Annotated in this window: 15 protein-coding genes; 5 read left to right on the top strand and 10 right to left on the bottom strand. The window is 61.4% G+C overall.

The genetic code is table 11. The annotated features are described in order from the left end of the window. Positions 1 to 35 precede the first annotated feature (35 nt). Positions 36 to 995 (top strand): LysR substrate-binding domain-containing protein, encoded by a 960-nt coding sequence (locus FJ548_RS22710; RefSeq protein WP_140610809.1) that lies wholly within the window; start codon positions 36 to 38, stop codon positions 993 to 995. 55 nt (positions 996 to 1,050) lie between these two features. Here the strand turns inward: FJ548_RS22710 and FJ548_RS22705 are convergent, their stop codons facing one another. Continuing rightward, positions 1,051 to 1,563: a DinB family protein gene (locus FJ548_RS22705; protein WP_140610810.1), complete on the bottom strand. Its 513-nt coding sequence runs from the start codon at positions 1,561 to 1,563 to the stop codon at positions 1,051 to 1,053. Between the two features lie 57 nt (positions 1,564 to 1,620). Between FJ548_RS22705 and FJ548_RS22700 the strand changes: the two genes are divergently transcribed. Beyond that, entirely contained in the window at positions 1,621 to 2,313 is a 693-nt protein-coding gene (locus FJ548_RS22700; RefSeq protein ID WP_140779016.1) for a glutathione S-transferase family protein, read from the top strand. A 69-nt stretch (positions 2,314 to 2,382) separates the two neighbouring features. Here FJ548_RS22700 and FJ548_RS22695 read toward each other — a convergent pair whose 3' ends face one another. Further along, the gene (locus tag FJ548_RS22695; RefSeq protein WP_140610812.1) at positions 2,383 to 2,643 is read right to left on the bottom strand and encodes a DUF2934 domain-containing protein; all 261 of its coding nucleotides are present in this window, start codon (positions 2,641 to 2,643) and stop codon (positions 2,383 to 2,385) included. Between the two features lie 358 nt (positions 2,644 to 3,001). Between FJ548_RS22695 and ndk the strand changes: the two genes are divergently transcribed. Further along, positions 3,002 to 3,424, top strand: a complete 423-nt coding sequence (gene ndk / locus FJ548_RS22690) for a nucleoside-diphosphate kinase (protein ID WP_008875017.1) — start codon at positions 3,002 to 3,004, stop codon at positions 3,422 to 3,424. Positions 3,425 to 3,548: 124 nt separating this feature from the next. Here the strand turns inward: ndk and FJ548_RS22685 are convergent, their stop codons facing one another. The 6 genes from FJ548_RS22685 to FJ548_RS22660 form a co-directional block, all read right to left on the bottom strand. Beyond that, positions 3,549 to 4,313, bottom strand: coding sequence for a YbaY family lipoprotein (locus FJ548_RS22685; RefSeq protein WP_140610813.1), 765 nt, complete (start codon positions 4,311 to 4,313; stop codon positions 3,549 to 3,551). 113 nt (positions 4,314 to 4,426) lie between these two features. Continuing rightward, positions 4,427 to 4,903 carry a molybdenum cofactor biosynthesis protein MoaE gene (locus tag FJ548_RS22680; protein ID WP_140610814.1) on the bottom strand — a complete coding sequence of 159 codons (477 nt, stop codon included), beginning with the start codon at positions 4,901 to 4,903 and terminating at the stop codon, positions 4,427 to 4,429. Between the two features lie 3 nt (positions 4,904 to 4,906). After that, on the bottom strand, positions 4,907 to 5,164 hold the full coding sequence (moaD, locus tag FJ548_RS22675) for a molybdopterin converting factor subunit 1 (protein ID WP_140610815.1): 258 nt from the start codon (positions 5,162 to 5,164) through the stop codon (positions 4,907 to 4,909). A 1-nt stretch (position 5,165) separates the two neighbouring features. Then, positions 5,166 to 5,762: a CDP-diacylglycerol--glycerol-3-phosphate 3-phosphatidyltransferase gene (gene pgsA, locus FJ548_RS22670; protein WP_027026303.1), complete on the bottom strand. Its 597-nt coding sequence runs from the start codon at positions 5,760 to 5,762 to the stop codon at positions 5,166 to 5,168. Positions 5,763 to 5,966: 204 nt separating this feature from the next. Continuing rightward, on the bottom strand, positions 5,967 to 8,033 hold the full coding sequence (uvrC, locus tag FJ548_RS22665) for an excinuclease ABC subunit UvrC (protein WP_140610816.1): 2,067 nt from the start codon (positions 8,031 to 8,033) through the stop codon (positions 5,967 to 5,969). After that, the gene (locus tag FJ548_RS22660; protein ID WP_140610817.1) at positions 8,030 to 8,791 is read right to left on the bottom strand and encodes an SDR family oxidoreductase; all 762 of its coding nucleotides are present in this window, start codon (positions 8,789 to 8,791) and stop codon (positions 8,030 to 8,032) included. The genes uvrC and FJ548_RS22660 overlap by 4 nt, the downstream gene beginning before the upstream one ends. Before the next feature lie 413 nt (positions 8,792 to 9,204). On the opposite strand from FJ548_RS22660, the gene FJ548_RS22655 reads away from it, so the two are divergent. Continuing rightward, positions 9,205 to 9,864 carry an outer membrane protein gene (locus tag FJ548_RS22655; protein ID WP_140610818.1) on the top strand — a complete coding sequence of 220 codons (660 nt, stop codon included), beginning with the start codon at positions 9,205 to 9,207 and terminating at the stop codon, positions 9,862 to 9,864. 63 nt (positions 9,865 to 9,927) lie between these two features. On the opposite strand, the gene FJ548_RS22650 is transcribed toward FJ548_RS22655, so the two are convergent. Continuing rightward, positions 9,928 to 10,524, bottom strand: a complete 597-nt coding sequence (locus tag FJ548_RS22650) for a glutathione S-transferase family protein (protein ID WP_140610819.1) — start codon at positions 10,522 to 10,524, stop codon at positions 9,928 to 9,930. Between the two features lie 424 nt (positions 10,525 to 10,948). Next, positions 10,949 to 11,314 carry a hypothetical protein gene (locus tag FJ548_RS22645; RefSeq protein WP_181165654.1) on the bottom strand — a complete coding sequence of 122 codons (366 nt, stop codon included), beginning with the start codon at positions 11,312 to 11,314 and terminating at the stop codon, positions 10,949 to 10,951. A 635-nt stretch (positions 11,315 to 11,949) separates the two neighbouring features. On the opposite strand from FJ548_RS22645, the gene FJ548_RS22640 reads away from it, so the two are divergent. Then, positions 11,950 to 12,261, top strand: a complete 312-nt coding sequence (locus FJ548_RS22640; RefSeq protein WP_140610821.1) for a transcriptional regulator — start codon at positions 11,950 to 11,952, stop codon at positions 12,259 to 12,261. The last annotated feature ends 135 nt before the right edge of the window (positions 12,262 to 12,396 follow it).

Genomic DNA, 12,396 nt, shown 5'->3' with positions numbered 1-12,396 from the left:
AGTGCTAGTGTAAGCCCAGCTTAAGGTCGAAAACCGTGCGTCTGCTCAGTCAGGTCAACCTCAATTCGCTGAAAATCGTGGAAAGTGCTGCACGGCACGGGAATTTCACGCGTGCTGGCGAGGAGCAGTTCATCACCGCTTCGGCGGTCAGCCAGCGCGTCAAGAGCCTGGAGGACCAGCTGCGCTTCAAGATATTCCAACGCGGTGGCAATGCCGTGTCGTTGACGCCGGAGGGCGAAACCTATGTCTCGCGCGTTCGCGAGGCTCTGGAGCGGATCGTCGCTGCCAGCATGGAAGCAACCGGGCAATCGCAGGAACATGTGCTGAAGATATCCGTGCTACCGACCTTTGCCGCGCGCTGGCTGTTTCCGCGCCTGCCGCTTTTCCAGCGGCAACATCCCGATATCGTGATGCGGGTCTCGACCTCCTACGCGACGCATGAGTTCACGACCTCGGATTTCGATCTCGAAATCCGCTATGGCGACGGCCATTTCAACGGGCTGCCGTCTGATCTGCTGTTTCGGGAAGACCTGACACCGGTGTGCAGTCGCAAGCTGTTCCTTGAGGTTCTCGGCGACAGGCCGCTGTCAAAGGTGACACCGGACGACCTCAAGCACTTCACGCTGCTGCACTCCGACACCTGCACCCAGAACTGGCAATCCTGGCTTGGTTTCGCCGGCGCCAGCTTCGTGCTCAGCGAGACCAAAAGCATCTATTTCGACTCGTGCATGATGTCCTACGAGGCGGCCAACGCCGGAATGGGTTTTGCCGTCGCCAACCGCGCCTACATGGCCAGCGACATCCGTGCCGCGAGGTTGGTGGCTCCCTTCGCCGTCCATCATCCGAACACGGCCGGTTGGTATTTTGTTTCCCCCCACAAGAGCCTTGCCGCACGCAAGGTGCTGCTCTTCAAACAATGGGTCATGGCGGAGGCGGCTCTGACGCAATCCCAATTAGACAGCGAAATCAGCGATTTGGCTTTGGAGATTGCCTGAAAGTCAAATTGCGCTGCAAGACTTTACAAATCCGCGAAGGATTCACTGACCGAAATCAGGCAAAGGCCCTTCCCTCTTCAGTGCGCTGGAAATGCGCCAGATCGAGCGGGACGGAAGGGCGGCCGAGAGCCGTCAGGATCATATGCGCCTGGCCGCGATGATGGGTCTGGTGGTTGAAGACATGAGCCAGCGCTGGCGCCAGGCGTTGCGAGACGGTGCGCATGTCCGATACGGTCATATAGGTGAAGCGGCCCGAGAGCGCCTTGTCGCCCAAGCCGCCGAGCCAGTCGATGATCCGCCGGTCCTCTGCCTCGCGCGCCAACCGCAGCTTCGGCAAGGCGCGATGCAGTATCGCGTCCAGCGCGGTCGGCGCATCGCCTTCGCCGGTGAAGCGCTTCATCCATATGCGATCGGCGACGAGCAGATGGTTGAGCGTGCCCATCAGCGAGCCGAAGAAAGCGCCAACATGGCGATTGAATTCTTCTTCATCGAGATCGGCGGCGGCATCATAGATGCGGCCATTGGCCCATTGATTGTACGCCGCAAACATCATGAAGTGCTGTTTCATCTCTTCTCCCGCCGCCGCGTTTCGGGCGATACCTAGACCGCAAAGGGGCCGACGCCAATGACCATTCTGCTTTATGATCTCGTCGGGCGCGACGAGAACCGTCCGTTCAGTCCGCATTGCTGGAAGGCTACGATGGCTCTGGCCCATAAGGGGCTCGATATCGCGACCGCGCCGACGCGTTTTCTTGAGGTGCCCACCATCGAAGGCGGCGTTTCGAAAACCCTTCCGGTGATCCGCGACGGCGACAAGGTCGTCATCGATTCCTTCGCTATCGCGCTCTATCTCGAGGAGGCCTATCCGGATCGTCCCACGCTTTTTGGCGGCGATGGCGGCAAGGCGATGGCGCGGTTCATCGAACGCTGGTCGCAATCGACCATCCACCCCTATGTGACCACCGCAGCGATCGTGGATCTGCATGCCATGCAGGACGAGACGAATGGCGCGTATTTCCGGCAAAGCCGGGAACAGCGCCTGGGCAAGAAACTGGAAGAGGCGAAGGCTGCGCGAGAAGCCGGGCTCGGCACTTTCAGGGCTTCGCTGGAGCCGTTGCGCTCGATACTGAGCTACCAGCCATTCATCGGCGGTGCCTCGCCGCTGTTTGCCGACTATATCGTCTTCGGCGCGCTGCAATGGGCGCGCATCGCGACGTCCTATCAGCTGCTCGACGACGGCGACGTGGTGGCACAATGGTTCGACCGCTGCCTCGACCTGCATGGCGGGCTCGGGCGAAAGGTCGCCGCAGCGGCCTGACGCCCGACCTGCCGCAAGGCAAGCGCGGTCACTCTGCCGTCAAAGAGCCGGCAGCGGAGACGGCCAGGCCTACTTGGCTGCCTTTTTTGGCTTGCTGGTCTTCTTGGCGGCCTTCGCCTCCTTGGGCGCGGCTTTTGCCTTGACAGCGCCCGTTGCCTTTTTGGCGGGCTTTTTGGCTGCCGACGACGTTCCCGTAGCATCTTCCCGGTCGATGTCGGCTGTCGCCTGATGCCAGTGGCGTTCGTGCTGGCCGGCCGGTTGCCCCTCTTCCTGCCAGATCTTATGGGCTCGGTTGCGAATGCGCTCCTGACGATCGTCTGCCATAGTCATACTGTCTCCATTCGGGCCGACTTCAGCGCGGCGCCGAGACGCGACTATAGCAAGCAAAGCCTGATATTGCAGCCATTTGGTCTCAACTTGCCTTGCAGCTCGTCGGCATCGATCTGAACTTCAACCCGCCGCACGGCGTGCCCTGCGCTGTCGCTCCCTGCCCCTCGGGCGTTCAAAGTCCTTTGAAAGGTCCACCGGACCTTTCAATCACCATTCGTCATTCGGAAAGCCAGGCAATCGCCTTCCCGTCCGTTTCGTAGACCATTCCTCATCCTTTGGCCTCACCCCTTGGCAATGGGCCGGGCGGCTTGTATAGAGCCCGCCACTCTCCATTCCATTCTCCAGACAAGGACGACCCATGGCGCTCGAACGCACCTTCTCGATGATCAAGCCGGACGCAACGCGGCGCAACCTCACCGGCGCCATCACCAAGATGCTCGAGGACGCCGGCCTGCGCGTCATCGCTTCGCGCCGGGTGTGGATGAGCCGCCGTGAGGCTGAGGGTTTTTATGCCGTCCACAAGGACCGCCCGTTCTTCGGCGAACTGGTCGAGTTCATGTCGTCGGCACCGACGATCGTCCAGGTGCTGGAAGGCGAGAATGCCATTGCCAAGAATCGTGAAGTGATGGGCGCCACCAACCCGGCCAACGCTGCCGAAGGCACCATCCGCAAGGTGCATGCGCTGTCGATCGGCGAGAATTCGGTGCACGGCTCCGACGCGCCGGAAACCGCCGCGCAGGAGATCAAGTACTGGTTCTCGGACACCGAAATCGTCGGCTGAGCCGATAGCCCATATCGCAAATCATGCTGAAAGGCCGGCGAAATGCTGGCCTTTTTTCGTATAGGGATATCGTCTGAAGCTCCCCGGCGCATCTTTCATGAGTTCGTACCGGCAAAGTGAGAACTCAGCTTGCAGCGCTGAAGCGCAGGATTTCGCGTCCGTCCTTGTCGGCGATGGCGAGCTTTCCGGCATCGACCTTGTATGACGCCGCCTTGGCCAACGCATCGAACAACGCCTTTTCCTCGGCCATCACCTCGGGCGCGCAGGCCTTGTAGGTCGACCCGATGCCGCTGATCGCGATTGCCTGGCCATCGACCTTCGCTGTGGCGAAATAGCTGTTGCATGGGCCGCTGCCGCCGGCCTTGCCGGCCTCGCTGACCTTGAACGTCACCTGCGGCGCGGTGATGGCGCCGACGCCGTCGACATAGTCGACCACCCAAAGCTGATCAAAGACGGAAGCCGCCGGCTCGCCACTCGGCGCGACCGTCTTGAGCACGATGGTCTGGGGCACGTCGGTCAGCGGATCGAGCTGGTGGCGCAGATCGGAAATGAACATCAGCCTGCCGTCGACGGTGATGCGGGCCCGCAGGGCGTAGGTCATCTGTGGCCGGATGGTAGAAGGGTCGAATTTGATCTCGAAGCTGATCGGCACCTGACCGGCAGGTTTGATCTTCTGTTCGCCGATGATCCTAGCCGGCGCGTCGGCCAGCGAGACATCGGCAAGCTGGACGGAGAGCACGGCACTGGGCGGCAAGGCGATGCGCTCGCGATAGATCACCTCGCCCCGCACCGCCTTTTCGGCGACCAAGGAGAGTTCAGGCACCGCCAGGATGCCGACGACCAGCGGCACAAAGCCGAAGACGAAGAACTCCGCGAGCCTGTCCAGCATGACCATCTCCCTTGCCACGGGCTGCCAATGCTCCGGGCTGCCGATGCCCGGGCCGACCAACGGTCGTTGAATTGGCCAAAGGATTGCGGTCAATGCATGGCTGCGGCGGGATTTTATTCTGGTGATTTCCAGCGCTGCGCGGCCTTGACGTCGGTTTGCTTGGCCTCGACCCAGCCACCCTCCGAACCGTCAACACGATGCTCCTTCTTCCAGAAGGGAGCACGCGATTTCAGATAGTCCATCAGGAAGTTCGCCGCTTCGAATGCGGCCTGGCGGTGCGCCGAGGCGGCAACCACCAGCACGATATTCTCACCCGGCGCGATCTTGCCATGGCGGTGGATGACCGTGAGGCCCTGCAGCGGCCAGCGCTGAACCGCCTCGGTGGCGATGCGGCCGATCTCGGCCTCCGCCATGCCGGGATAGTGCTCCAGTTCAAGCGCCGCTAGCGCGCCCTGCTCGTCCCGGCAGAGGCCGGAAAAGGTGACCACGGCACCAATGTCGGCGCGGCCTTGCGTGAGCCCGGCGATCTCGGCGGCGACGTCGAAATCCTGGCGCTGGATGCGCACGGTCGGCGCCAGAACGGCCGACATGAGTCATCCTCCCGTCATTGGCGGAAACAGGGCGATCTCGCGCGCGCCGGATATCTTCTCGTGGTGGTCGACATGTTCCTGGTTGATAGCAACACGGATCACGTCGGGATATTGCAGCGCATGCTCATAGCCCTCGCCGCGCGATTGCAGCCAGCGCAGGAGGTCGGCGACCGTCTCAATGCCGACGGGCAATTCGACATCTTCCTCCGATGTGCCGATCCGCTCGCGAACCCAGGCGAAATAGATGAGGCGGGTCGTCATCTCACTCGTCCATGATGTGCTTGAGGCCGGCGCGGAAATAGTCGTAGCCGGTGTAGAGCGTAACCAGTGCCGCGATCCACAGCAGCACAAGGCCGGTCTGCGTGGTCAGCGGGAAGATCTTGTCGCCGGCCGGGCCGGCCAGCAGGAAGGCGATCGCGACCATCTGGATGGTGGTCTTCCATTTGGCAAGCTGCGTCACCGGCACCGAGACCTTGAGCGCCGCCAGATATTCACGCAGACCGGAAACCAGGATCTCGCGGCACAGGATGATGATTGCCGCCCACAACGACCAGCCGGCGATGCCGGCATGACGATCGGTATCCGCCGCCAGCAGCAAAAGGCACGTGGCGACCAGCAGCTTGTCGGCGATCGGATCGAGCATCTTGCCGATGTTGGAGGTCTGCTGCCAGGCGCGCGCAAAATAGCCGTCGAAATAATCGGTGACTGATGCCAGCAGGAAAATGATCAGTGCCGACCAGCGGGCGAAGTCGCTGGATTTCAGATGACCTTCGAGGAAAAAACACAGCACGACCAACGGCACCGCGATGATGCGGGCGTAGGTGAGTATGTTAGGCAGGTTGAATGCGCGCTGGGCCATGTCTTCAAGGACTCTTTCTGCCTGCGTACTCAAATCAGATGCGAATGTGGGGGGTCAACAGGCCAAAATCGATTGGCCAGCCGAAAATAACGGGAAACCTCACACGCTGTCCTAAAACCGCACTCCATTTCGGAAAGACGTGCGTTCTTCCCCTTCATACATGTCGCTGTGCCAAAACAACCATGCACATTCGGGTGACATGCATCAGCTCTCATGGAAGTGATTATAGACCAGCCTCGCCACCTGCTCGGAAATGCCGTCGACCTTCCTCAGATCCTCGATCGCGGCGCGGCTGACCGCCTTTGCGGTGCCGAAATGCAGCAGGAGGGCGCGCTTGCGGCCGGGGCCGATACCGGAGATCTCGTCGAGCGGACTCTTGACCATTTCCTTTTTGCGGCGGGCCCGGTGCGAGCCGATGGCGAAACGGTGAACCTCGTCGCGCAGCCGCTGGACGAAATAGAGCACGGGGTCGCGAACCGGCAGCGAGAACGAATCCCTGCCCTTGACGAAGAAGCGCTCGCGGCCGGCGTCGCGGTCCTGCCCCTTGGCGATGCCGATGGCCATGACGCGGTCTTCTATGCCGAGATCCGAGAGGATCTTGCGCACCGCCGTCATCTGGCCCTGACCGCCGTCGATCAGGATGACGTCGGGCCAGGCCGGGAAGCTGCCGGAGATATCCTCCTCAATGTCGTCGCCCGCTTCGTCGGCAGCAGCGTTGTCGGCCACGGCATCACCATGTTCCTTGAGCAGCCGCGAAAAGCGCCGCTCCATCACCTCGCGCATCATGCCGAAATCGTCGCCGGGCGTGATCTCGGTCGAGCGGATGTTGAATTTCCGGTACTGGTTTTTCACAAAACCTTCCGGCCCGGCGACGACCATAGCGCCAACGGCGTTGGTGCCCATGATGTGCGAATTGTCATAGACTTCGATGCGCACGGGCGGCTTGGCCAGGCCGAACGTCTCGGCGAAACCGGCAAGCAGCCGGCCTTGCGTCGAGGTTTCGGCCAGCCGCCTGCCAAGCGCCTCACGCGCATTCTGCAAGGCATTGTCGGTCAGGTCCTTTTTCTCGCCGCGCTGCGGCACCGAGATGGCCACCTTGCGGCCGGCGCGGGTGGAAAGCGCCTCGGCCAGCAATTCCTGGTCCTCGACCCCGTGCGACAGCAGAATGGCGCGTGGCGTCGGCTTGTCGTCGTAAAACTGCGCCAGGAACGAGCCCAACACTTCTGATCCCTCCAGCGCGGGATCGGCCTTGGGGAAATAGGCGCGGTTGCCCCAGTTCTGTCCGGTGCGGAAGAAGAACACCTGGATACAGGTCTGCCCCCCTTCCTGATGGATGGCGAAGACATCGGCCTCATCGACGGTCGCCGGGTTGATGCCCTGATGGCTCTGCACATGCGACAGTGCGGCCAGCCGGTCGCGATAGATTGCGGCGCGCTCGAAATCGAGGTCTTGCGACGCCTGCTGCATGGCGGCCGAAATCTCGGTCTTCACCTTCTGGCTGCGGCCCGAGAGAAAGTCCTTCGCTTCGGCGACGAGCTCAGCATAGCCCTCATGCGAGATTTCGCCCGTGCAGGGGCCGGCGCAACGCTTGATCTGGTAGAGCAGGCAAGGTCGCGTGCGGTTTTCGTAGAACGAGTTGGTGCAGCTGCGCAGCAGGAAGGCGCGCTGCAGCGAATTGATGGTGCGGCCGACGGCACCGGCCGAAGCAAACGGACCGAAATAGTCGCCTTTTCGCGATCGCGCCCCGCGATGTTTGTAGATTCCGGGCGACACATGATCACCGGTCAGAAGAATATAGGGGAACGACTTGTCGTCCCGCATCAGCACATTGAATCGCGGCCGCAATCGCTTGATAAGATTGGCTTCAAGCAGCAGCGCTTCGATCTCGGTGCGGGTGACGACGAACTCCATCGTCGCGGTCTCGCGCACCATGCGGCCGATCCGGGCGGTGTGGAAGCGTCCTTGCGCGTAGTTGGTGACGCGTTTCTTCAGGCTGCGCGCCTTGCCGACATAGAGAACGTCGCCGGTGGCATTCATCATGCGATAGACACCGGGCGCATTTGGCAGCCGCTTGACCAGGGTCTGGATGACCTCGGCGCCGACCTGGCCCTCGGTGTCGCCGGCATGCGGTGTCCAGTCGATGGCGGTGAAGGCAATATCGGGGCCCGCCGGTTCGACGATCTCCTCGAGTGCCTCATCCTCGATGTCGATTTCGGGAGGAAGGTCATCGGCGCCAGCGCGCGCCTTGTTCTTGGTATCCAAGGGATTCATTCCGTCATGCCTGTCACATCGGGCGTCTGCCATGCAAGATGCTGGCCGCCATCGAGCGCGATCATCTGGCCGGTAACTGAGCGCGCCTCCCAGAGATAGCGAATGGTGGCGCCGAATTCCGGCAATTCCGGGCCGCGCTTCAGAATCAGACCAGCGACCTGTGCGTCAAAATCAGAATCATTCTGACGCTGATTCTTAAGCGTCGGGCCTGGACCGATCGCATTAACACGGATTCGCGGACCGAGCGCCTGGGCCAACATCTCTGTCTGCGTCCACAGCGCCGATTTCGAAAGCGCATAAGAGAAATAGCGCGGTGTCGGCCGCCAGACGCGCTGGTCGATGATGTTGACGATCAGCCCTTCCTGTCCATCCGGCAAGGACCGGACGAAGCTCTGCGCCAACAGCGCCGGCGCTTTGACATGGATGGCGAAATGGCGGTCCCAGGACTGCCAGTCAAAATCCTCGACCGAATCATCGACGAAGAGGGAAGCATTGTTGACCAGAAGCGAGATCGGCCCGAGCGCTGCCTGAGCCTGGCCGATCAGGCCGGCCACATCGGCCATGTCGGTTAGATCGGCGCCGACCGCCGCGGCCCTGCCGCCTGCCTTGTTGATCCGCGCCGCCAATGCATCCGCCTCATCATGCGAGCGATTGGAATGGATGGCGACCGCAAAGCCATGGCCAGCGAGATCTTCAACGATCGCCTTGCCGATCCGTTTCGCCCCGCCGGTCACCAGTGCCGCGGTGGCATTGCTCATCGTGTGTCAATCCTCGGTTTCGGCACGAAAAGACGGTGCCGGCAAAATATGGCCTGTCATCTGTTAAACGGCGTTCGCACCTGGGGCAGCATTGTGGCGAAACGGCTGGACGGGCTCTCGACTCGCTTCTCGACGAAAGCCAGCCATCGCCCAATATAGGACGCCGGACTCCTTGTACCAAGCCGTGTGCAGCGTAACGCCCTCCGATTGCTGACATTTCGCTGTTGCGAAGATGCAACGTCAAGTTTCTGCCTCATTCGTGCCGGGTAATGACCCAAGTTCAGGTTCGGTTCAGCCGCATTTTGACACGACATTTGGAACCGACGAACGCCAGATCCGTTTCACCCCCCGGGCGGGTCGATGGCGATCGTGAGAAACAAGCCTGTGTCCTGTGGCTTAAGGAGTAAAGAAGAATGCAAGCCAATCTTAAATTCGCACGGCCGCTGGCTGTTGCGCTCGGGCTCTTTGCCCTCGGTGGTACCGCCTATGCCGCGGACGTCGTCCGGGAAGAGCCGCCGGCACCCGCTCCGGTTGCCGAACTTCCTGTCGCTTCGTGGGCCGGCCCCTATGCCGGTATCAATGTTGGCTATGGCTTCAGCGGCCGTACCAAGGAGAAGGACTTCGGCGTTTCGACCGATACCAAGGGTTTCATCGGCAGCGTCTTCGGCGGCTATCAGTGGCAGCAGGAGAACTTCGTCTACGGCGGTGAAGCCGAGCTCGGCTACGACGGCGTCAAGGGCGACGACAACGGCATCCACTCGAAGGGCGGCTTCGAAGGCTCGCTGCGTGCCCGTCTCGGCTACGCGGTGACCCCGGAAATCCTGCTCTACGGCACCGGCGGTCTCGCCGGCAGAAGCCTGAAGGTAGAGGACTCCGTCATTCCCGCCAGCGACACCGCCACCATGATCGGCTGGACCGCGGGTCTCGGCACCGATATCAAGCTGACCGACAATGTGTTCGGCCGCGTCGAGTATCGCTACACCGATTTCGGCAGCAAGGACTTCGGTGGTGGTATCGGCAAGGTCAAGGCGACCGACAACCGCGTCACCTTTGGCGTCGGTATGAAGTTCTAAGTCGTCCAAGCCACGACACGAAAAAGCCGGGCCTCGCGCCCGGCTTTTTTTATGGCGGCAGCCTCACGCCGGAATGAGGGGCTTCAGTTCCGGAAATTTCTCGTCGAAACGCGCCGCCCAACGCGTCAGCCGGCCACGGCCCTTTTCCCATTTGCCGGCAAAGCGCAGCGCGAGGTAGCCAAGGCAGGCGCGCAACGCGATCTGGCCGGCGGTGATCTTCTTCGGCAGTTTAGGCGGATTGGCGTTGAGCAGGTCGAGTGCGGTGCTGATCTTCGCCCATTGGCGGTCGAGCCAGGGCTGATAGACCATTTCTTCAGGCCGGGTGCGGCGCTCATAGACCATCGACAGCGCGCAATCGCAGATGCCGTCGGCCAGCGCCTCCAGCACTTCCGCTTCCAGCCGCTTGTCGGGATTGCGCGGAAACAGCGCGTTCTTCGAAATCCGGTTGAGGTGCTGGGTGATGGCACGACTGTCATGAACCGAACGGCCGTCGTCGAGCACCAGCACCGGGATCTTGCCGAGTGGATTGGCACCGATTAATTCGGCTGGCCTGTCCTCGGTCTTGACCGGCACGTGCTCGATGGCGATTCCGGCATAGGCCGCGGCCATCCTTACCTTGGAGCTGTAGGGAGAGGAGGAGGCGTAGAGCAGCTTCGGCATGATCGGTTTCCTGTTTGCAGGCGTCCAGTGTTGACTGGACGGGCACTCGTGATCAACCGGCAGAGCGCAAAAAACAGCTACCAGAAACCGATTGCGGCTTCCGACCAGACATCACGACAAGCTTACAGACCGGTACGCTGGAGACGCGAGCAAGTGACGACGAACAGGCTGACAGGATTTTGAACCTGCATTTCACGCTTCACGGATCCAGGCATTGCCCCCCGGGGGGAACCTCCGGCGACCGCTGCAACCACACAATTGGATCGGGCGAGCGGGGCAGCCAAACGGCGCCTCGCTTTGCTTGCCCTCGGTCCCTTCCGACGTTCAGCCCAAGGGCTGAACCAACTGCCGAATATACTTCGATCCAGAGCGTCAGAGCGTCCTTGCCGTGTCCGAAGGACACGCGACGCCCCAACGGCTCGGTCTACTTCCTGGCCGGAGCTTTCGCCTTCGCAGGCGCTGCCTTGGCCTTCGGCGCGGCCGCTTTCTTCACCGCTGGCTTGGTCGCGGCGGCGGCGGCTTTCGCAGCCGGCTTTGCCGCGGCCTTCGCGACCGGCTTTGCCGCTGCCTTGGCGGGTGCCGCCTTCTTGGCTGCGGGCTTTGCCGCCGCCTTCGCCGCTGCCGGTTTCTTCGCTGGGGCTGCTTTTGCCGCCGGCTTTACCGCTGCCTTCGCAGGCGCTGCTTTCTTCGCCGCCGGCTTCACAGCAGCCTTCGCCGCGGCTGCGGGTTTCTTCGCCGGAGCCTTGGCCGCGGCTGCCTTCGGCTTGGCGGCGGGCGCTGCTTTCTTCACTGCCGTTGCGGCCTTCGCCGCGACTGCTTTTGCGGGTGCTTTCTTTGCCGGTGTCTTGGATGCCGGCGCTTTAGATGACTGCTTAGCCATGTCATGCCCCTTCACGTTATGCCGATGGCCGTGAATGACCCCGGCGCGCAATGCATATCTGACTCGCGGCTCGCTAGCCAGCGAAGCAATGATATGATTCTCTCAGCTTAAATTTTGGTTGCGATCGGCACACGATCGCACTCATCATCGCAAAAACGCGGCGTCATCTTTGGATATCGCCCGCGATTTGACACCGGCATTCTCGATGCGCTGCGGGACCAAGCCCGCCGTGAACCTTCGAAGATAGCGAATAGTTTCGCGCATTGATCTTCGATCACGAACATCATGAGCTGCAGCCTTATCGAGGCGATCTTCTTTTACAGCTGGACGATCGATGCAGCTCACGAACGCAATGCGACGACCGATCTGGAGATCACCTTGTCAAGCGCCGTTTCATTGCCGGTTGGAAAATTGACAGATAACTCTGTACAATGGAGTATTCTGTCGAAAACTAAGAGCTTCGATGTCGGTCCCACAACCGCTGCTGCCCGAGATCGCCGAGCCACGTGGGAAAGCTCAAAGCCTTGCTGTATTGGAGCCCATAGATGAGCGCCGACGACATCATCCACCAGAGTACACGGCTCAGGATCATGACTGTTCTGAATAGGCTCGAAAGGCGCGAGGCGCTGGAATTCACGCGGCTGAAGGCGATGATCGAAACCACCGACGGGAATCTCGGCGCGCACCTCGATACGCTGGCGAGGGCAGGCTATGTCGAGATTGAAAAGCTCTTCGTCGGGCGGCGGCCGCAGACCCGAGTCAAGGCAACGACGATTGGGCGGCGGGCCTTTCGCGGTCACATGGCCTTTCTTCGCAAGATCATCGACCAGGCCCAGGCGACGCAACGCAGGAAATAGCTCTACGGCCGAGCGGACGCTCCCATCGTGCAACGACCACGGCAACGCCGGCGCCGATCATGACCTGCCGAGCGATTGACCCGGCGCGTGCGATCGCACCTTCGGTCAACGCAGGACGCAAAAACGCCTGCGACC

Source organism: Mesorhizobium sp. B2-4-17, assembly GCF_006441275.1.
Taxonomy (GTDB): domain Bacteria; phylum Pseudomonadota; class Alphaproteobacteria; order Rhizobiales; family Rhizobiaceae; genus Mesorhizobium.
This window is presented reverse-complemented; position numbering and strand designations above follow the sequence as displayed.